This is a genomic window from Lottiidibacillus patelloidae, from assembly GCF_002262935.1.
GTDB lineage: Bacteria > Bacillota > Bacilli > Bacillales > SA5d-4 > Lottiidibacillus > Lottiidibacillus patelloidae.
In genome coordinates, this window is sequence record NZ_NPIA01000010.1 from 33,626 (window position 1) to 50,041 (window position 16,416).

The window sequence follows — 16,416 nt, forward strand, 5'->3', positions numbered from 1 at the left end:
TTTTTTTATTTTATTTAGGAGGTGTAACTCATGACCAAAGGAATCTTAGGAAGAAAAGTAGGTATGACTCAAGTTTTCACTGAAAACGGAGTAGTTATTCCAGTAACAGTTGTTGAAGCTGATCCTAACGTTGTTCTTCAAGTGAAGACTAACGAAACTGATGGATACGAAGCTATCCAACTTGGATTTGCCGATAAGAAAGAAAGTCGCTCTAACAAACCTGAAAAAGGCCATGCAGCAAAGGCTAATGCAAACCCTAAGCGCTACGTTAAGGAACTTCGTGACGTTAACATGTCAGAATACGAAGTTGGTCAAGAGGTTAAAGTTGATATTTTTGCAGAAGGTGACATCGTTGATGTAACTGGGACTTCAAAAGGTAAAGGTTTCCAAGGTGCTATTAAGCGTCATAACCAATCTCGCGGACCGATGTCTCATGGTTCACGTTACCACCGTCGCCCTGGTTCAATGGGTCCTGTAGATCCAAACCGCGTATTCAAAGGTAAATTATTACCTGGACGTATGGGTGGAGAAAAAGTTACAGTACAAAATCTGCAAATTGTAAAAGTTGACGTTGAACGCAACTTATTACTTATCAAAGGTAATGTGCCTGGAGCTAAGAAAAGCTTTGTTCAAATAAATTCAGCAGTAAAAGGTAATTAAGTTACGAGAAAGGAGGATAACAAATGCCTAAACTTACAGTATTAAATCAGAGCGGTTCACAAGTTGGTGACATCGAACTAGCTGATGCTGTGTTTGGAATTGAGCCAAACGAAAATGTATTGTTTGATGCTATCGTTGCACAACAAGCATCTATGCGCCAAGGAACACACGACACAAAAGGTCGTTCTGAGGTACGCGGTGGTGGACGTAAACCATGGCGTCAAAAAGGAACAGGTCGTGCACGTCAAGGTACGATTCGTGCTCCTCAATGGAAAGGTGGAGGTATCGTATTCGGACCAACGCCACGTAGCTACAGCTACAAGCTTCCAAAGAAAGTTCGTCGTTTAGCATTAAAATCAGCATTATCTACTAAAGTTGTAAACAACGAGTTAGTAATTGTTGATAACTTAGCATTCGATGCACCAAAAACAAAAGAAATGGTAACTGTTCTTTCAAATCTTTCAGTAGACAACAAAGTATTAGTAGTTACTGGTGATTACAATGAAACGGTTGCTTTATCAGCAAATAACATTCCTGGTGTAACAGTTGTTGACGCTGCAGGAATCAATGTTTTAGACATCGTGTATCATGACAAGCTAATCATGACGCAAAGTGCCGTTTCTAAAGTAGAGGAGGTGCTTGGATAATGAGAGATCATCGTGATGTTATTAAGCGCCCTGTAATTACAGAGCAAACAACTGATTTAATGGTAGATCGCAAGTATACTTTCGAAGTTGACGTTAAAGCTAACAAAACTGAGATCAAGGATGCTATTGAAGCGATTTTCGGCGTTACAGTTGAAAAGGTGAATGTAATGAACTACAAGGGTAAATTCAAGCGTGTAGGCCGTCATGCGGGCTTTAAACCACGTCGTAGAAAAGCTATTGTTAAACTTGCTGCTGACAGCAAAGACATTGAAATTTTCGAAGCATAATTTTTAAAGAGAAGGAGGGAAAACTACAATGGCGATTAAAAAGTATAAACCAACCACTCCTGGTCGTCGTGGCATGTCTAGCTTGGACTTCGCTGAGCTAACTACAGACAGACCGGAAAAATCATTATTGGCTCCTTTACACAATAAAGGTGGTCGTAACAACCAAGGAAGAATGACAGTACGCCATCAAGGTGGTGGACATAAACGTCAATACCGTATTATCGATTTCAAACGCACGAAAGATGGAATACCTGGACGCGTTGCTACAATCGAGTACGATCCAAACCGTACAGCAAACATTGCGTTAATCAATTATGCTGATGGTGAAAAGCGTTACATCCTTGCACCTAAAGGATTAACAGTTGGAACAGAGATCATGTCTGGTCCTGAAGCAGATATTAAAGTAGGTAACACACTTCCTATTGCTAACATTCCAGTAGGTACAGTTATCCACAATATCGAATTAAAACCTGGTCGCGGTGGACAACTAGCTCGTTCAGCTGGTGCTAGTGCACAGTTACTTGGTAAAGAAGAAAAATATGCAATTGTTCGTTTAGTTTCTGGTGAGGTTCGTATGATCCTTTTAACTTGTCGTGCAACTATCGGTCAAGTAGGAAACTTAGAACATGAACTTGTAAACGTTGGTAAAGCAGGTCGTTCTCGTTGGATGGGTAAACGCCCAACTGTTCGTGGATCTGTAATGAACCCGAACGATCACCCACACGGTGGTGGTGAAGGTCGTGCACCAATCGGACGTAAATCACCAATGTCTCCATGGGGTAAACCAACTCTTGGATACAAAACTCGTAAGAAAAACAAAGCGTCTGACAAATTTATCGTTCGTCGTCGTAAAAAATAACGGGATTGAACTACGGTTCACGCGAACCGTAGCACAATCACGAAGGGAGGTTCACTTATGGGACGTAGCTTAAAAAAGGGACCATTTGTCGATGATCACTTAATGAAGAAAGTGGAAGTTATGGGTGAGAGTGAAAAGAAGCAAGTTATTAAAACTTGGTCTCGTCGTTCTACAATCTTTCCAGAGTTTATCGGGCACACTATTGCTGTCTATGACGGACGCAAACATGTTCCTGTTTACATCACAGAAGACATGGTAGGTCATAAGTTAGGTGAATTTGCACCAACTCGTACTTACAAAGGTCATGCTGCTGATGACAAGAAAACAAGACGTTAATTGAGGGGAGGTACACAATATGCAAGTAAAAGCAGTTGCTAAAACAGTCCGTATTGCTCCTCGTAAAGTCCGCTTAGTAGTAGATTTAATCAGAGGAAAAGCAGTGGGCGAAGCAATCGCGATCCTTCGACACACACCAAAGGCAGCATCTCCAGTTGTAGAAAAAGTACTTAACTCTGCAATGGCTAACGCTGAACATAACTTTGATATTGATCCTAATAACTTAGTTGTTTCTAAAGTGTTTGTTGATGAAGGTCCAACTATGAAACGTTTCCGTCCACGTGCAATGGGACGTGCAAGCGCAATAAATAAACGTACGAGCCACATTACTGTTGTGGTATCAGAAAAGAAGGAGGGGTAATTCGTGGGTCAAAAAGTTAACCCTGTCGGTCTTCGTGTCGGCGTCATTCGTGATTGGGACTCTAGATGGTATGCGGATAAAGATTTTGCAAACCTTTTACATGAAGACATTAAAATTCGTGAATATGTAGAAAAGCGTCTTAAGGATGCTTCAGTATCAAAAGTTGAAATCGAACGTGCTGCTAACCGCGTAAACATTTCTATCTCTACTGCTAAACCAGGAATGGTAATCGGTAAAGGTGGTTCGGAAGTTGAAGCACTTCGTAAAGCGTTAAACGCTTTAACTGGTAAACGTGTACACATCAACATTATTGAAATCAAACGTGCTGATATGGATGCTAAACTTGTTGCAGAAAACATTGCTCGCCAATTAGAAAATCGTATTTCATTCCGTCGTGCTATGAAACAAACGATTCAACGTGCGATGCGTGCTGGTGCACTAGGTATTAAAACTCAAGTATCTGGTCGTCTTGGTGGCGCTGATATCGCTCGTGCTGAATCATACAGTGAAGGTACTGTTCCACTACACACTTTACGTGCTGATATTGACTATGCTACTGCAGAAGCAGATACAACATATGGAAAATTAGGTATCAAAGTTTGGATTTATCGTGGAGAGGTCCTTCCAACTAAAAAAGGTCAGGAAGGAGGAAAATAATTATGTTAATGCCTAAACGTGTTAAATATCGTAGAGAACACCGTGGAAAAATGCGCGGACGTTCAAAGGGTGGTAACGACGTAACTTTCGGTGAATTCGGTCTTCAAGCTTTAGAAGCTGGCTGGATCACTAACCGTCAAATCGAATCAGCGCGTATCGCGATGACTCGTTATATGAAACGTGGCGGTAAAGTATGGATTAAAATTTTCCCTCACAAGTCTTACACTGCTAAGCCTTTAGAAGTTCGAATGGGTTCTGGTAAAGGTGCACCTGAAGGATGGGTAGCGGTAGTAAAACCAGGCCGTATCATGTTTGAACTAGATGGTGTTTCTGAAGAGGTTGCTCGTGAAGCATTACGTTTAGCTTCTCACAAGTTACCAATCAAAACTAAGTTTGTAAAACGTGAAGAAACTGGTGGTGAATCTAATGAAAGCTAATGAATTGCGTGAATTAACCACTGCTGAAATCGAACAAAAGATCAAGTCACTAAAGGAAGAATTATTCAACCTTCGTTTCCAGTTAGCGACTGGTCAGTTAGAAAACACTGCTCGTATTCGTGAAGTGCGTAAGTCAATTGCACGCATGAAAACGATCATCCGTGAAAGAGAGATCGGCATAACAAACAGATAACCGGAAGGAGGTTTGCGATATGTCTGAACGTAATGGTCGCAAAGTTTACACTGGACGCGTTGTTTCCGATAAAATGGATAAAACGATTACAGTACTTGTCGAAACGTATAAAAAGCATACTTTATACGGTAAACGCGTGAAATACTCTAAAAAGTTAAAAGCGCATGATGAAAACAACCAAGCTAAAATTGGTGATGTAGTAAAAGTTATGGAAACTCGTCCACTTTCAAAAGACAAACGTTTCCGTTTAGTTGAAGTAGTAGAAGAAGCAGTAATTATTTAATGAAACCGGATATACCTTTTAGTCCGAAAGGAGGTCAATACGCATGATTCAACAAGAATCTCGCTTGAAAGTTGCTGACAACTCTGGTGCTCGTGAAGTCCTAACGATTAAAGTTCTTGGTGGTACTGGTCGCAAGACTGCTAACATCGGTGACGTAATCGTATGTACCGTTAAGCAAGCAACACCAGGAGGCGTTGTTAAAAAAGGTGAAGTAGTTAGAGCTGTAGTAGTTCGTACGAAACGTGGAGTTCGTCGTCAAGATGGAACTTACATCCGTTTCGATGAAAACGCAGCAGTAATCATTAAAGATGATAAAAGTCCTCGTGGGACTCGTATCTTCGGACCTGTTGCACGTGAATTACGTGACAAAAACTTCATGAAAATTGTTTCATTAGCTCCAGAAGTATTGTAATTAAAAGATAAAAAGCCTTTAAGGAGGTGCGAATGAAGATGCATGTAAAAAAAGGTGATAAAGTACAAGTGATTTCTGGTAAGGATAAAGGCAAGCAAGGTGTAATCCTTCAATCTTTCCCGAAAAACAGCAAAGTATTAGTTGAAGGTGTTAACGTCGTTAAAAAGCATGCGAAACCATCACAAATGAATCCGCAAGGTGGTATTCTTAACCAAGAAGCACCAATTCATGTGTCAAACGTTATGCCGCTTGATCCTAAGACAGGCGTACCTACACGTGTAGGATACACTACTGTAGATGGTAAGAAAGTACGTGTCGCTAAGAAATCAGGAGAAAGTTTAGATAAATAGTTTTTTGTGAAAGGAGGTCAATGGCATGAACCGTTTGAAGGAAAAGTATCAAAAGGAAATTGTACCTTCATTAATGGAGAAGTTTAACTACAAATCTGTTATGGAAGTACCAAAGATCGAAAAGATCGTTATTAATATGGGTATCGGAGACGCAGTATCTAATCCGAAAGTATTAGACACAGCTGTTGAAGAACTTGCAGAAATCACAGGACAAAAACCACTAGTAACTAGAGCGAAGAAATCAATCGCTGGTTTCCGTCTTCGTGAAGGAATGCCTATCGGTGCAAAAGTTACTTTACGCGCTGAGCGTATGTATGAGTTTGCTGATAAATTAGTATCTATCTCATTACCACGTGTACGTGACTTCCGTGGAGTATCTAAGAAGTCATTTGATGGTCGTGGTAACTACACATTAGGTATTAAAGAGCAGCTAATCTTCCCTGAAATTGATTATGATAAAGTAAATAAAGTTCGTGGAATGGATATCGTAATTGTTACGACTGCGAACACAGACGAAGAAGCTCGTGAACTATTAGCTCAACTAGGCATGCCTTTCCAAAAATAATTGGACTGAGCTAAATAAGGAGGGAAAAGCGTGGCGAAAAAATCTATGATCGCTAAGCAGAAGCGTACGCCTAAACACAACGTTCAAGCTTACACTCGTTGTGAACGTTGCGGTCGCCCGCATTCTGTATTGCGTAAATTTAAATTGTGCCGTATTTGTTTCCGTGAACTTGCTTATAAAGGGCAAATTCCAGGTGTCAAAAAAGCAAGCTGGTAAGCTCGACTGTAGGAAGGAGGTAAAACGATGGTTATGACAGACCCTATTGCAGATTTGCTAACTCGTATTCGCAATGCGAATATGGTGCGTCATGAAAAGTTAGAAGTTCCTGCATCTAAGATGAAAAAAGAAATCGCTGATATCCTTAAACGTGAAGGTTTTATCCGTGACGTAGAGGTTATTGAAGATAGTAAACAAGGAATCATCCGTATCTTCTTAAAGTACGGTGGTAATAGAGAGCGTGTAATCACTGGTGTTAAACGTATCAGTAAGCCAGGTTTACGTGTATATGCTAAGTCTAATGAAGTTCCACGTGTTTTAAACGGTTTAGGAATCGCAATCGTTTCAACATCAAACGGAATTTTAACTGATAAAGAAGCTCGTCAACAACAAGTAGGCGGAGAAGTACTAGCTTACGTTTGGTAATAGAAACAAACCGGAAATGGAGGTGTAACGATGTCTCGTATCGGAAAGAAACCAATTGAAGTCCCTAGTGACGTAACAGTAACTATTGATGGAACTAATGTGACTGTAAAAGGTCCTAAAGGTGAATTATCACGTGAATTCCATCAAGACATGATCATCAAGCTTGAAGACAACACGTTAGTTGTTGAACGTCCAAGCGAAAGTAAATTACACCGTTCTTTACACGGAACTACTCGTAGCGTTATTTCAAACATGATTGAAGGCGTTAAGAACGGTTACTCAAAGAATTTAGAACTTATCGGTGTAGGTTACCGTGCATCTAAATCAGGAAGCAAATTAATCTTAAACGTTGGGTATTCACACCCAGTTGAGATCGATCCTGAGCAAGGTATTGAAATCGACGTACCAGCTAACACGAAAGTTACAGTACGTGGTATTGATAAAGAACGTGTTGGAGCAATCGCTGCTAACATTCGTGACGTTCGTCCGCCAGAGCCTTACAAAGGTAAAGGTATTCGTTATGAAGGTGAACATGTTCGTCGTAAAGAAGGTAAATCGGCTAAGTAATAAATATTAGTGTCATTAAATGTAACGGAAAGGAGTGACGTTGATGATTACAAAACCTGATAAAAATGCTGCTCGTTTAAAAAGACATGCTAGAGTTCGTCGTAATCTTTCAGGTACAGCGGAACGCCCACGTTTAAATGTTTTCCGTTCATCAAAGCACATTTATGCTCAATTGATTGACGATGTAAACGGTGTAACACTTGTGTCTGCATCTACAATTGATAATGAATTAGGCTCTGATAATGGTGGTAATGTGGAAGCTGCTAAGCTAGTCGGAGAATTAGTAGCTAAGCGTGCTATTGAAAAAGGCTATAAAGTTGTTGTATTTGATCGTGGAGGATATTTATACCACGGGCGTGTTAAGACTTTAGCAGAAGCTGCTCGTGAAGCAGGATTACAATTTTAATCACAAAAGGAGGGACTCAGATGCGTCGCATTGATCCGAACAAAGTAGAGCTTGAAGAACGTGTAGTTACGGTTAACCGCGTAGCTAAAGTAGTAAAAGGTGGACGTCGTTTCCGCTTCGCTGCTTTAGTTGTTGTTGGTGACAAAAACGGACATGTTGGTTTCGGTACTGGTAAAGCTCAAGAAGTACCAGAAGCTATTCGTAAAGCTGTTGAAGATGCAAAGAAAAACTTAATTAACGTGCCTATCGTAGGAACTACAATTCCTCATACAATCGACGGACAATTTGGTGCAGGTCACGTATTACTAAAGCCGGCTTCTGAAGGTACAGGAGTTATCGCTGGTGGACCTGTCCGTGCTGTTCTTGAATTAGGTGGCGTCGGCGACATTCTTTCAAAATCTCTAGGTTCAAATACACCTATTAACATGGTTCGTGCAACTATTAACGGTCTTAAGAACTTAAAGCGTGCGGAAGATGTAGCAAAACTTCGCGGTAAAACTGTAGAAGAATTGTTAGGATAAGGAGGGATTTACAATGGCTAAAAAACTTGAAATCACCCTCACTCGAAGTGTAATCGGTCGTCCTAAAGATCAAAAAGTAACAGTTAACACGTTAGGGTTACGTAAAGTTAATCAAGCAGTTGTACAAGAAGACAATGCTGCAATCCGCGGCATGATTAACAAAGTTGCTCACCTTGTAACTGTAAAAGAATTAGAAGCATAAGCATCATAACGTTAAAGAGGAGGTGCCGAAATGAAATTACACGACTTAAAACCTGCTGAAGGTTCTCGTAAAACTCGTAACAGAGTTGGTCGCGGCCCTGGTTCAGGAAACGGAAAAACTAGTGGACGTGGTCAGAAGGGTCAAAAATCCCGTTCTGGTGGTGGTGTACGTCTAGGATTTGAAGGTGGTCAAACTCCTTTATTCCAACGTCTACCTAAACGTGGTTTCACTAACATTAACCGTAAGGATTATGCAATTGTGAACATCGAAACGTTAAACCGATTCGAAGAGGGAACAGAAATTACACCTGAATTATTATTAGAAGCTGGTGTTATCAGCAAGTTACAGAGCGGTTTAAAAGTTTTAGGAAGCGGTAAGCTAGAAGTAAAACTTACTGTCAAAGCTCATAAATTCAGCGCTTCTGCAAAAGAAGCGATTGAAGCAGCTGGCGGAAAAACTGAGGTGATCTAATGTTCAGAACAATCTCCAATATTATGCGCGTTGGTGACATTCGACAAAAGGTCGTATTCACACTATTAATGTTAGTTGTATTTAAAATTGGAACTTACATTCCAGTTCCTCAAATCAATAAAGATGCTATCGATTTCACTAATATGGGTGCTTTCGATATGTTAAATACATTCGGAGGAGGAGCACTCCAACGTTTCTCTATCTTTGCAATGGGAATTATGCCATACATCACAGCTTCAATCATCATTCAATTGTTACAAATGGATGTTGTGCCAAAGTTTACTCAATGGTCTAAGGAAGGCGAAGTAGGGAGACGTAAATTAGCTCAATTTACTCGTTACGGAACAATTGTTTTAGGTTTTATCCAAGCAATTGGTATGTCTATCGGCTTTAACAATTTATTCCCGGGTCTAATTAAGAACGAAAGCATTGGTACTTACTTACTAATTGCTTTAGTCCTAACTGCAGGTACTGCATTCTTAATGTGGCTAGGAGAACAAATTACAGCTAAAGGTGTAGGTAACGGTATCTCAATCATTATCTTTGCTGGTATCGTAGCAGCTATTCCAACAGCAGTTGGTCAGCTATATGAAACTCAGTTAAGAGGTGCAGGTGAAGATCTATTCATCAGCATCATCACTGTAGCTTTAATTGTACTTGCAATCATCTTAGTAACTGTTGGTGTAATTTATGTACAACAAGCAGTTCGTAAAATTGCAATTCAATATGCAAAGCAAACAGCTGGACGCAACCCTAATGGAGGACGTTCAACTCACTTACCGTTAAAAGTCAACGCGGCAGGGGTAATTCCGGTAATCTTCGCGGTTTCCTTTATTATCACACCACCGACAGTTGCACGCTTTTTCGGTGAAAACAATGTTACAACTTGGATTATAAATACTTTTGATTACACGCAACCAATTGGTATGGTGGTATATGTAGCATTAATCGTTGCCTTTACTTATTTCTACACATTTATTCAAGTAAACCCTGAACAAATGGCAGAAAACTTAAAGAAACAAGGAAGCTATATTCCAGGAATTCGTCCTGGCCAAAATACACAAGCGTTTATTACTAAAGTTTTATATCGTTTAACATTTGTTGGTGCGGTATTCTTAGCGGCAGTATCAGTATTACCGATCTTTTTCATAAAGTTTGCTGGATTACCACCAGCAGTTCAAATCGGTGGAACTAGTTTACTAATCGTTGTAGGTGTTGCTCTGGAAACAATGAAGCAAATTGAAAGTCAACTTGTGAAACGTCACTACAAAGGCTTTCTTAAATAAATAGAGGAAACAGGGGAGAAGTATTCTTCCCTATCACCTCAATGATAGCCCCGACATAGTGGAGGGATAACATGAAGTTAGTACTAATGGGAGCTCCTGGTGCTGGTAAAGGTACTCAGGCTGAAAGAATCGTTGAAAAATACGGTATCCCACATATATCAACTGGAGACATGTTCCGTGCTGCGATTAAAGGCGGTACTGAATTAGGTCTAAAAGCTAAATCGTTTATGGATGCTGGTAACCTTGTCCCTGATGAAGTTACAATCGGTATTGTTCAAGAACGTTTAGGTGAAAAAGATTGTGAAAAAGGGTTTCTGTTAGATGGGTTTCCTCGTACGGTTGCTCAAGCAGATGCACTTGAAAGTATTTTAGACGAACTAAATCGACCTTTAGATTTCGCTGTTAACATTGATGTGCCAAAGGATAATTTAATGGAGCGCTTAACAGGAAGACGCATTTGCAAATCTTGTGGTGCAACATATCACTTATTCTTTAATCCACCGAAGCAAGAAGGAACTTGCGACAAATGTGGAGGAGAGCTATATCAACGTCCAGATGATAATGAAGAAACGGTTGGACGTCGTCTAGAAGTATATTTGCAGCAAACAAAACCTCTTCTCGACTTTTATGAAGAGAAAGGTTATTTAAAAAACATTGATGGCGATCAAGAGATAGATAAAGTGTTTAGTGATTTGCAAAACCTCTTCGGAGGAAAGCAATGATCATATGTAAAACACCGCGCGAAATAGAAATCATGCGTCATGCAGGAAAGATTGTCGCCCTTACGCATGAAAAATTACAGCCTTATGTTAAGCCTGGCATAACGACTAAAGAGCTCGATCAAATTGCTGAAGAGTTTATTAGACAAAATGATGCTATTCCATCTTTTAAAGGTTATAACGGTTTTACTGGTAGCATTTGTGCTTCAGTTAATGAAGAACTTGTTCATGGTATTCCGGGTGACCGTGTTTTAAAAGACGGTGATATAATCAGTATTGATATCGGCGCAAAGTATAATGGCTATCATGGCGATTCTGCTTGGACATATGGTGTAGGGAACATTTCCGAAGAAAGCCAAAAGCTTTTAGATGTTACTGAAGAGTCGTTATATAAAGGGTTAGAGGAAGCAAAACCTGGAGAACGTCTGACAAACATTTCCCATGCAATACAACAATTAGTTGAGGCTAATGGTTTTTCTGTTGTAAGAGAATATGTAGGTCATGGAGTTGGGCAGGAATTGCATGAAGATCCTCAAATTCCTCATTATGGACCACCTGGAAGAGGACCGCGTCTGAAGCCAGGCATGGTATTAGCGATTGAACCAATGGTTAATGCAGGGAGACGTTATGTAAAAACTTTACCGGATAATTGGACAGTAGTTACCACAGATGGTAAAATGTGTGCTCACTTTGAACATACAATTGCTATTACGGAAACAGGCTTTGAAATTTTGACAAAGGCCTAGATGAAGGTGATATTTTTGGCTAGTGAATCAGACTCGGCACCGAATATTGGTCAACTTGTTAAAAACCTTAAAGGTAGAGAGACAGATCAATATAGTGTTATTATCGGGGTTATAGACGAAAGGTTCGTACTTATTGCTGATGGAGATAAACGAAAGTATGATTCTCCAAAAAAGAAGAACATTAATCATCTAGAACTGTTTAACTATATATCTCCGGAAGTTGAAAACAGTATTAAAGAAACAGGTCGTGTTACAAATGGAAAGCTGCGCTTTGCAGTATCGAAGTTTGTAAACGAGCAACTACTTGAATGGAAGAAGGGAGAGCACATCGATGGCTAAGGATGAGGTAATTGAAATAGAGGGTTCCGTCGTTGAAGCTTTACCAAATGCGATGTTTAAAGTAGAGCTGGAAAATGGTCATGTTGTAATGGCACATGTTTCAGGCAAAATCCGCATGCATTTTATTCGCATTTTACCTGGTGATAAAGTAACAGTTGAACTATCTCCGTACGACTTGACACGTGGTCGCATCACGTATCGATATAAATAAAAGTACTCCGTATATAGGGAGGTTAGGAAAATGAAAGTAAGACCATCAGTTAAACCGATTTGTGAAAAATGCAAAGTTATTCGCCGTAAAGGTAAAGTAATGGTAATTTGTGAAAACCCTAAGCATAAGCAAAAACAAGGTTAATAAATAAGGAGGTGCGAATAAATGGCTCGTATTGCTGGTGTTGACGTTCCGCGCGACAAACGTGTTGTTATTTCTTTAACTTATATCTTTGGTATTGGTAAAACAACAGCACAAAAAGTATTAGCAGAAGCTGGTGTTTCTGAAGATACTCGCGTTCGTGACTTAACAGAAGATGAATTAGGAAAAATCCGTGAAATTTTAGACAGCTACAAAGTTGAAGGTGATCTTCGTCGTGAAGTATCATTAAACATTAAGCGTCTTATCGAAATTGGAAGCTACCGTGGTATCCGCCACCGTCGTAGTTTACCAGTTCGTGGTCAAAACTCTAAAAACAATGCTCGTACACGTAAAGGTCCTCGTCGTACTGTAGCTAATAAGAAGAAATAGTAAAGGAGGTTACAAACAGTGGCTCGTAAAACTAATACACGCAAACGCCGCGTGAAAAAGAATGTAGAAGCTGGTATTGCACATATTCGCTCTACTTTCAACAACACACTTGTTACAATTACAGACGTACATGGTAATGCAATTTCTTGGTCAAGTGCTGGTGCTTTAGGCTTCAGAGGTTCTCGTAAGTCTACACCATTCGCTGCACAAATGGCTGCAGAAACAACTGCAAAGATTGCTATGGAAAATGGTATGAAAACAATTGAAGTTTCTGTAAAAGGCCCTGGTGCTGGACGTGAAGCAGCAATTCGTGCTTTACAAGCAGCAGGACTAGAAGTTACAGCAATTCGTGATGTAACACCAGTTCCTCATAATGGATGCCGTCCGCCGAAACGTCGTCGCGTATAATCTCTCAGAGTGGAAAAAAACGGTATAAAATTTGTTATCATGTCTATAATGGGATATGATATAGTTCGTTTATTTGTACCCAATTATATGAACCACTAAAATAAGGTCTTAGGTACCTTATGGGGAATATCGGTTAGTATGGTACTAGCCGTTGTCTCGACGTTTTGAAGGAGGGTTTGTTCAATGATAGAAATCGAAAAGCCGAAGATTGAAACAGTTGAAATAAGTGAAGATCGCACTTATGGGAAATTCGTTGTTGAACCACTTGAGCGTGGTTATGGAACTTCTTTAGGAAACTCACTTCGTCGTATTTTATTATCATCTTTACCTGGTGCTGCAGTTACTGCTGTTCAAATTGAAGGAGTACTGCATGAATTTTCTACAATTGAAGGTGTCTCTGAAGACGTAACTTCAATGATTCTTAACTTGAAAAAGTTAGCAATGAAAATTTACTCAGATGAAGAAAAGACATTAGAAATTGACGTTAGTGAAGAAGGTGTTGTTACTGCTGCTGACATCAACCATGATAGTGATGTAGAAATTTTAAATCCAGAATTACACATTGCTACATTGGCAAAAGGTGCTACTCTAAGAATGCGTTTAACTGCTAAGCGCGGTAGAGGATACAAGCCTTCTGATGACAACAAGCATGATGACCAGCCAATTGGCGTTATTCCTATTGATTCTATTTTCACACCAATTTCTCGTGTGACTTATCAAGTTGAAAATACTCGTGTTGGTCAAGTCTCAAATTATGATAAACTCACCCTCGATGTATGGACAGACGGAAGCATTTCACCAGAGGAAGCAGTTTCATTAGCAGCAAAGATTATTACAGAACATTTAAATATTTTTGTTGGCTTAACTGATGAAGCACAAAATGCTGAAATTATGGTTGAAAAAGAAGAAGATCAAAAAGAAAAAGTGTTAGAAATGACAATTGAAGAACTTGATCTTTCCGTACGTTCTTATAACTGTTTAAAACGTGCTGGATTAAATACCGTTCAAGAGCTTGCTCAAAAAACGGAAGAAGATATGATGAAGGTACGCAACTTAGGACGTAAATCCTTAGAAGAAGTTAAAGTTAAGCTTGAAGAATTAAACTTATCGTTACGTAAAGAAGATTAATTCCTCTATAACTTTCAAAAAATAATTTACTTAAAAGGAGGGAAATGTTCATGGGTTACGCTAAATTAGGCCGTACGAGTGCTATCCGTAAAGCTATGCTTCGTGATTTAGTTTCTGATTTGTTCATCAACGAGCGCATCGAAACTACTGAAGCTAGAGCGAAAGAAGTTCGTCGTATCGCTGAAAAAATGATTACATTAGGTAAGCGTGGAGATTTACACGCACGTCGTCAAGCTGCATCTTACATTCGTAATGAAGTATCAAATGAAGAAACTGGTGAGCGCACACTTGCTAAGTTATTCGACGATATCGCTCCTCGTTATGAAGAGCGTCAAGGCGGATACACACGCATTTTAAAAGTTGGTCCTCGTCGCGGAGACGGTGCACCAATGGTAATCATCGAACTTGTTTAATTAAGTACTTGCGAAAAGGGCGGGACAGCATCGACGAGATCTGCTTCTGTGCCCTTTTTTTATTATTTCCTGGTGAATAAATAAAGGAAGGGTAAGAAAAAACATATGCATTTAGACACATGTATTTCTTTATCAGATGTATTTTTTCGTCACAATGATGGCCAAGAATGGACGTTAGAAAATATTAACTTAACAATTAAAGAAGGCGAGTGGGTTTCCGTTATTGGACCGAATGGCTCAGGGAAATCTACTTTCGCCAAATTGTTAAATGGCTTATATCTTCCTAGTGAAGGTATAGTGAATGTAATTGGACTTTCTACAGCAAATGAAGCTAACTTAATAAACATTCGCAGAGAAGTAGGAATGGTATTTCAAAATCCAGATAACCAGTTTATTGGGGCAACAGTGGAAGATGACGTTGCATTTGGATTAGAAAATGCAGGTATTTCACGGGAAATGATGTTAAAAAAGGTTAATGAGAGCTTAACAAAAGTCGATATGTTACCATTTAAAGAGATTGAGCCACATCGGTTATCCGGTGGGCAAAAGCAACGAGTAGCAATAGCTGGTATTATCGCATTATCACCTAAGATCATTATTTTTGATGAAGCTTCATCAATGCTTGATCCGAAGGGGAGAATACAGTTAATCTCATTAATGCAAGACTTACATCGTGAAGGCATTACTATTATTTCTATAACACATGATGTGAATGAATTGCTTTTTGCTGAAAGAATTATTCAATTTAAGGATGGGAATATTGTCTTTGATGGTAGCCCAACCAAACTTTTTCTAACCGAAAATAATTATCTCGATGCTCCTTTTACTGTTCAATTGAAACAGTTATTAAAAAGCAGGGGGATTCCGCTAAGAGAACAACACCTAACTCATGAGGAATTGATTGATGATTTATGCAAATTAATATAAATAACATCTCACATATCTATGAGCAAAATAGTCCTTTTGAAAGAAAGGCATTACATAATGTTTCTGTAAATATTGAAAAAGGTCAATATGTTGCAGTAGTTGGACAAACTGGTTCAGGAAAATCTACTTTAGTACAACATATAAACGGTTTACTACTTCCTAGCGAAGGTTCAATTCAAGTAGGCGACTTTATACTTACTTCTAAAACGAAAAAAAGAAAGTTAAAGCCTTTACGTGAAAAGGTAGGTTATGTGTTTCAAAATCCTGAACAACAACTTTTTGAAGAAACAGTAGAAAAAGAAGTGTTATTTGGGTTACTTAATTTTGGCTACACAATGAATCTTGCAAAAAAACGTGCGCACGAAGCACTTGCACTTGTAGGAATAAAAAAAGAGTTTTTTCAAGTTTCGCCGTTCCACTTAAGCGGTGGTCAGATGAGAAGGGTAGCTATAGCATCTATTTTGGCGCTTAAACCAGAAGTGTTAATATTAGACGAACCTACCGCAGGTCTCGATAGTACTGGACGAAAAGAAGTTATGGAATTGTTTGCGAAACTAAATAAAGAAAAGCAAACAACGATTATTTTAGTTACGCATCAAATGGAAGATGTCGCAAAATTTGCTGAGAAAGTTTTCGTGATGCAAGATGGAAAGTTAATTGCAGCAGAATCTCCGCAAAATCTTTTCTATAATGATAAGTTTATTGCTAATGCTCATTTAGATATACCTGAAACAATTTCATTTATGAAAAAATTTGATGAGCGTACAAATAGAAAAATGCAGTTTAAAGGATTAACAATTGAAGAAGCTGCAAACTATATTCAACGTGTTTCTTTAAATAAGGAGTAACAAC

Annotated in this window: 32 protein-coding genes; all 32 read left to right on the forward strand. The window is 39.1% G+C overall.

Features of this window, described 5'->3' with window-relative positions:
* The first annotated feature begins 30 nt into the window (after nucleotides 1–30).
* The 32 genes from rplC (at nucleotide 31) to CIB95_RS14820 (ending at nucleotide 16,412) form a co-directional block, all read left to right on the forward strand.
* Nucleotides 31–660, forward strand: coding sequence for a 50S ribosomal protein L3 (rplC, locus tag CIB95_RS14665; RefSeq protein WP_094926385.1), 630 nt, complete (start codon nucleotides 31–33; stop codon nucleotides 658–660).
* 23 nt (nucleotides 661–683) lie between these two features.
* Nucleotides 684–1,307, forward strand: a complete 624-nt coding sequence (gene rplD, locus CIB95_RS14670) for a 50S ribosomal protein L4 (protein ID WP_094926387.1) — start codon at nucleotides 684–686, stop codon at nucleotides 1,305–1,307.
* On the forward strand, nucleotides 1,307–1,594 hold the full coding sequence (gene rplW, locus CIB95_RS14675; RefSeq protein ID WP_094926389.1) for a 50S ribosomal protein L23: 288 nt from the start codon (nucleotides 1,307–1,309) through the stop codon (nucleotides 1,592–1,594). Before rplD ends, rplW begins: the two co-directional genes overlap by 1 nt.
* 28 nt (nucleotides 1,595–1,622) lie before the next feature.
* Nucleotides 1,623–2,453, forward strand: a complete 831-nt coding sequence (rplB, locus tag CIB95_RS14680; RefSeq protein WP_094926391.1) for a 50S ribosomal protein L2 — start codon at nucleotides 1,623–1,625, stop codon at nucleotides 2,451–2,453.
* 57 nt (nucleotides 2,454–2,510) lie between these two features.
* Entirely contained in the window at nucleotides 2,511–2,789 is a 279-nt protein-coding gene (rpsS, locus tag CIB95_RS14685; protein ID WP_094926393.1) for a 30S ribosomal protein S19, read from the forward strand.
* A 19-nt stretch (nucleotides 2,790–2,808) separates the two neighbouring features.
* On the forward strand, nucleotides 2,809–3,150 hold the full coding sequence (gene rplV / locus CIB95_RS14690) for a 50S ribosomal protein L22 (RefSeq protein WP_094926395.1): 342 nt from the start codon (nucleotides 2,809–2,811) through the stop codon (nucleotides 3,148–3,150).
* A 3-nt stretch (nucleotides 3,151–3,153) separates the two neighbouring features.
* Complete coding sequence (gene rpsC, locus CIB95_RS14695; protein ID WP_094926397.1) at nucleotides 3,154–3,807, forward strand: 30S ribosomal protein S3; 654 nt, start codon at nucleotides 3,154–3,156, stop codon at nucleotides 3,805–3,807.
* A gap of 2 nt (nucleotides 3,808–3,809) precedes the next feature.
* Entirely contained in the window at nucleotides 3,810–4,244 is a 435-nt protein-coding gene (gene rplP, locus CIB95_RS14700; protein WP_094926399.1) for a 50S ribosomal protein L16, read from the forward strand.
* Nucleotides 4,234–4,437, forward strand: coding sequence for a 50S ribosomal protein L29 (rpmC, locus tag CIB95_RS14705; protein ID WP_094926401.1), 204 nt, complete (start codon nucleotides 4,234–4,236; stop codon nucleotides 4,435–4,437). The genes rplP and rpmC overlap by 11 nt, the downstream gene beginning before the upstream one ends.
* 19 nt (nucleotides 4,438–4,456) lie before the next feature.
* Complete coding sequence (rpsQ, locus tag CIB95_RS14710) at nucleotides 4,457–4,720, forward strand: 30S ribosomal protein S17 (protein WP_094926403.1); 264 nt, start codon at nucleotides 4,457–4,459, stop codon at nucleotides 4,718–4,720.
* Between the two features lie 43 nt (nucleotides 4,721–4,763).
* Nucleotides 4,764–5,132: a 50S ribosomal protein L14 gene (rplN, locus tag CIB95_RS14715; protein ID WP_094926405.1), complete on the forward strand. Its 369-nt coding sequence runs from the start codon at nucleotides 4,764–4,766 to the stop codon at nucleotides 5,130–5,132.
* A 38-nt stretch (nucleotides 5,133–5,170) separates the two neighbouring features.
* Entirely contained in the window at nucleotides 5,171–5,482 is a 312-nt protein-coding gene (gene rplX / locus CIB95_RS14720; protein ID WP_094926481.1) for a 50S ribosomal protein L24, read from the forward strand.
* 25 nt (nucleotides 5,483–5,507) lie between these two features.
* Nucleotides 5,508–6,047 carry a 50S ribosomal protein L5 gene (gene rplE, locus CIB95_RS14725; protein WP_094926407.1) on the forward strand — a complete coding sequence of 180 codons (540 nt, stop codon included), beginning with the start codon at nucleotides 5,508–5,510 and terminating at the stop codon, nucleotides 6,045–6,047.
* Between the two features lie 30 nt (nucleotides 6,048–6,077).
* Nucleotides 6,078–6,263: a type Z 30S ribosomal protein S14 gene (locus CIB95_RS14730; RefSeq protein WP_016429895.1), complete on the forward strand. Its 186-nt coding sequence runs from the start codon at nucleotides 6,078–6,080 to the stop codon at nucleotides 6,261–6,263.
* Nucleotides 6,264–6,290: 27 nt separating this feature from the next.
* Nucleotides 6,291–6,689, forward strand: a complete 399-nt coding sequence (gene rpsH / locus CIB95_RS14735) for a 30S ribosomal protein S8 (protein ID WP_094926409.1) — start codon at nucleotides 6,291–6,293, stop codon at nucleotides 6,687–6,689.
* A gap of 30 nt (nucleotides 6,690–6,719) precedes the next feature.
* A complete protein-coding gene (gene rplF / locus CIB95_RS14740) occupies nucleotides 6,720–7,256 on the forward strand; it encodes a 50S ribosomal protein L6 (protein WP_094926411.1) in 537 nt (178 codons plus the stop codon).
* A 43-nt stretch (nucleotides 7,257–7,299) separates the two neighbouring features.
* Nucleotides 7,300–7,662, forward strand: coding sequence for a 50S ribosomal protein L18 (rplR, locus tag CIB95_RS14745; RefSeq protein WP_094926413.1), 363 nt, complete (start codon nucleotides 7,300–7,302; stop codon nucleotides 7,660–7,662).
* A gap of 20 nt (nucleotides 7,663–7,682) precedes the next feature.
* Nucleotides 7,683–8,183 (forward strand): 30S ribosomal protein S5, encoded by a 501-nt coding sequence (rpsE, locus tag CIB95_RS14750; RefSeq protein ID WP_094926415.1) that lies wholly within the window; start codon nucleotides 7,683–7,685, stop codon nucleotides 8,181–8,183.
* 13 nt (nucleotides 8,184–8,196) lie between these two features.
* Entirely contained in the window at nucleotides 8,197–8,385 is a 189-nt protein-coding gene (gene rpmD, locus CIB95_RS14755) for a 50S ribosomal protein L30 (protein ID WP_094926417.1), read from the forward strand.
* A 30-nt stretch (nucleotides 8,386–8,415) separates the two neighbouring features.
* Nucleotides 8,416–8,856, forward strand: coding sequence for a 50S ribosomal protein L15 (gene rplO, locus CIB95_RS14760; RefSeq protein WP_094926419.1), 441 nt, complete (start codon nucleotides 8,416–8,418; stop codon nucleotides 8,854–8,856).
* Nucleotides 8,856–10,142 carry a preprotein translocase subunit SecY gene (gene secY, locus CIB95_RS14765; protein WP_094926421.1) on the forward strand — a complete coding sequence of 429 codons (1,287 nt, stop codon included), beginning with the start codon at nucleotides 8,856–8,858 and terminating at the stop codon, nucleotides 10,140–10,142. The genes rplO and secY overlap by 1 nt, the downstream gene beginning before the upstream one ends.
* Nucleotides 10,143–10,213: 71 nt before the next feature.
* The gene (locus CIB95_RS14770; protein ID WP_094926423.1) at nucleotides 10,214–10,864 is read left to right on the forward strand and encodes an adenylate kinase; all 651 of its coding nucleotides are present in this window, start codon (nucleotides 10,214–10,216) and stop codon (nucleotides 10,862–10,864) included.
* Nucleotides 10,861–11,607 carry a type I methionyl aminopeptidase gene (map, locus tag CIB95_RS14775; protein ID WP_094926425.1) on the forward strand — a complete coding sequence of 249 codons (747 nt, stop codon included), beginning with the start codon at nucleotides 10,861–10,863 and terminating at the stop codon, nucleotides 11,605–11,607. The genes CIB95_RS14770 and map overlap by 4 nt, the downstream gene beginning before the upstream one ends.
* A gap of 15 nt (nucleotides 11,608–11,622) precedes the next feature.
* Nucleotides 11,623–11,946 (forward strand): KOW domain-containing RNA-binding protein, encoded by a 324-nt coding sequence (locus CIB95_RS14780; protein ID WP_233144159.1) that lies wholly within the window; start codon nucleotides 11,623–11,625, stop codon nucleotides 11,944–11,946.
* Nucleotides 11,939–12,157 (forward strand): translation initiation factor IF-1, encoded by a 219-nt coding sequence (infA, locus tag CIB95_RS14785; protein WP_094926428.1) that lies wholly within the window; start codon nucleotides 11,939–11,941, stop codon nucleotides 12,155–12,157. The genes CIB95_RS14780 and infA overlap by 8 nt, the downstream gene beginning before the upstream one ends.
* A 30-nt stretch (nucleotides 12,158–12,187) precedes the next feature.
* The gene (rpmJ, locus tag CIB95_RS14790) at nucleotides 12,188–12,301 is read left to right on the forward strand and encodes a 50S ribosomal protein L36 (protein WP_003156543.1); all 114 of its coding nucleotides are present in this window, start codon (nucleotides 12,188–12,190) and stop codon (nucleotides 12,299–12,301) included.
* A gap of 21 nt (nucleotides 12,302–12,322) precedes the next feature.
* Nucleotides 12,323–12,688 carry a 30S ribosomal protein S13 gene (rpsM, locus tag CIB95_RS14795; RefSeq protein WP_094926429.1) on the forward strand — a complete coding sequence of 122 codons (366 nt, stop codon included), beginning with the start codon at nucleotides 12,323–12,325 and terminating at the stop codon, nucleotides 12,686–12,688.
* An 18-nt stretch (nucleotides 12,689–12,706) separates the two neighbouring features.
* Nucleotides 12,707–13,096, forward strand: a complete 390-nt coding sequence (rpsK, locus tag CIB95_RS14800) for a 30S ribosomal protein S11 (protein WP_094926431.1) — start codon at nucleotides 12,707–12,709, stop codon at nucleotides 13,094–13,096.
* 183 nt (nucleotides 13,097–13,279) lie between these two features.
* Nucleotides 13,280–14,224, forward strand: coding sequence for a DNA-directed RNA polymerase subunit alpha (locus tag CIB95_RS14805; protein WP_094926432.1), 945 nt, complete (start codon nucleotides 13,280–13,282; stop codon nucleotides 14,222–14,224).
* 50 nt (nucleotides 14,225–14,274) lie between these two features.
* Nucleotides 14,275–14,637, forward strand: a complete 363-nt coding sequence (rplQ, locus tag CIB95_RS14810; protein ID WP_094926434.1) for a 50S ribosomal protein L17 — start codon at nucleotides 14,275–14,277, stop codon at nucleotides 14,635–14,637.
* Nucleotides 14,638–14,742: 105 nt separating this feature from the next.
* Nucleotides 14,743–15,564: an energy-coupling factor transporter ATPase gene (locus CIB95_RS14815; RefSeq protein ID WP_094926435.1), complete on the forward strand. Its 822-nt coding sequence runs from the start codon at nucleotides 14,743–14,745 to the stop codon at nucleotides 15,562–15,564.
* Nucleotides 15,549–16,412 carry an energy-coupling factor transporter ATPase gene (locus tag CIB95_RS14820; protein WP_094926437.1) on the forward strand — a complete coding sequence of 288 codons (864 nt, stop codon included), beginning with the start codon at nucleotides 15,549–15,551 and terminating at the stop codon, nucleotides 16,410–16,412. Before CIB95_RS14815 ends, CIB95_RS14820 begins: the two co-directional genes overlap by 16 nt.
* The last annotated feature ends 4 nt before the right edge of the window (nucleotides 16,413–16,416 follow it).

Coding starts and splice junctions, on each gene's coding strand:
- rpsS (WP_094926393.1), top strand. CDS start 2,511: ATGGGACGTAGCTTAAAAAAGGGACCATTTGTCGATGATCACTTAATG.
- rpmD (WP_094926417.1), top strand. CDS start 8,197: ATGGCTAAAAAACTTGAAATCACCCTCACTCGAAGTGTAATCGGTCGT.
- rpsM (WP_094926429.1), top strand. CDS start 12,323: ATGGCTCGTATTGCTGGTGTTGACGTTCCGCGCGACAAACGTGTTGTT.
- rplQ (WP_094926434.1), top strand. CDS start 14,275: ATGGGTTACGCTAAATTAGGCCGTACGAGTGCTATCCGTAAAGCTATG.
- infA (WP_094926428.1), top strand. CDS start 11,939: ATGGCTAAGGATGAGGTAATTGAAATAGAGGGTTCCGTCGTTGAAGCT.
- rpmJ (WP_003156543.1), top strand. CDS start 12,188: ATGAAAGTAAGACCATCAGTTAAACCGATTTGTGAAAAATGCAAAGTT.
- rplR (WP_094926413.1), top strand. CDS start 7,300: ATGATTACAAAACCTGATAAAAATGCTGCTCGTTTAAAAAGACATGCT.
- rpmC (WP_094926401.1), top strand. CDS start 4,234: ATGAAAGCTAATGAATTGCGTGAATTAACCACTGCTGAAATCGAACAA.
- rpsQ (WP_094926403.1), top strand. CDS start 4,457: ATGTCTGAACGTAATGGTCGCAAAGTTTACACTGGACGCGTTGTTTCC.
- CIB95_RS14770 (WP_094926423.1), top strand. CDS start 10,214: ATGAAGTTAGTACTAATGGGAGCTCCTGGTGCTGGTAAAGGTACTCAG.
- rplV (WP_094926395.1), top strand. CDS start 2,809: ATGCAAGTAAAAGCAGTTGCTAAAACAGTCCGTATTGCTCCTCGTAAA.
- rplO (WP_094926419.1), top strand. CDS start 8,416: ATGAAATTACACGACTTAAAACCTGCTGAAGGTTCTCGTAAAACTCGT.
- rplC (WP_094926385.1), top strand. CDS start 31: ATGACCAAAGGAATCTTAGGAAGAAAAGTAGGTATGACTCAAGTTTTC.
- CIB95_RS14820 (WP_094926437.1), top strand. CDS start 15,549: ATGCAAATTAATATAAATAACATCTCACATATCTATGAGCAAAATAGT.
- secY (WP_094926421.1), top strand. CDS start 8,856: ATGTTCAGAACAATCTCCAATATTATGCGCGTTGGTGACATTCGACAA.
- rplX (WP_094926481.1), top strand. CDS start 5,171: ATGCATGTAAAAAAAGGTGATAAAGTACAAGTGATTTCTGGTAAGGAT.
- map (WP_094926425.1), top strand. CDS start 10,861: ATGATCATATGTAAAACACCGCGCGAAATAGAAATCATGCGTCATGCA.
- rplW (WP_094926389.1), top strand. CDS start 1,307: ATGAGAGATCATCGTGATGTTATTAAGCGCCCTGTAATTACAGAGCAA.
- rplN (WP_094926405.1), top strand. CDS start 4,764: ATGATTCAACAAGAATCTCGCTTGAAAGTTGCTGACAACTCTGGTGCT.
- rpsE (WP_094926415.1), top strand. CDS start 7,683: ATGCGTCGCATTGATCCGAACAAAGTAGAGCTTGAAGAACGTGTAGTT.
- rplE (WP_094926407.1), top strand. CDS start 5,508: ATGAACCGTTTGAAGGAAAAGTATCAAAAGGAAATTGTACCTTCATTA.
- CIB95_RS14805 (WP_094926432.1), top strand. CDS start 13,280: ATGATAGAAATCGAAAAGCCGAAGATTGAAACAGTTGAAATAAGTGAA.
- rpsH (WP_094926409.1), top strand. CDS start 6,291: ATGGTTATGACAGACCCTATTGCAGATTTGCTAACTCGTATTCGCAAT.
- rplF (WP_094926411.1), top strand. CDS start 6,720: ATGTCTCGTATCGGAAAGAAACCAATTGAAGTCCCTAGTGACGTAACA.
- rplP (WP_094926399.1), top strand. CDS start 3,810: ATGTTAATGCCTAAACGTGTTAAATATCGTAGAGAACACCGTGGAAAA.
- rplD (WP_094926387.1), top strand. CDS start 684: ATGCCTAAACTTACAGTATTAAATCAGAGCGGTTCACAAGTTGGTGAC.
- rplB (WP_094926391.1), top strand. CDS start 1,623: ATGGCGATTAAAAAGTATAAACCAACCACTCCTGGTCGTCGTGGCATG.
- CIB95_RS14815 (WP_094926435.1), top strand. CDS start 14,743: ATGCATTTAGACACATGTATTTCTTTATCAGATGTATTTTTTCGTCAC.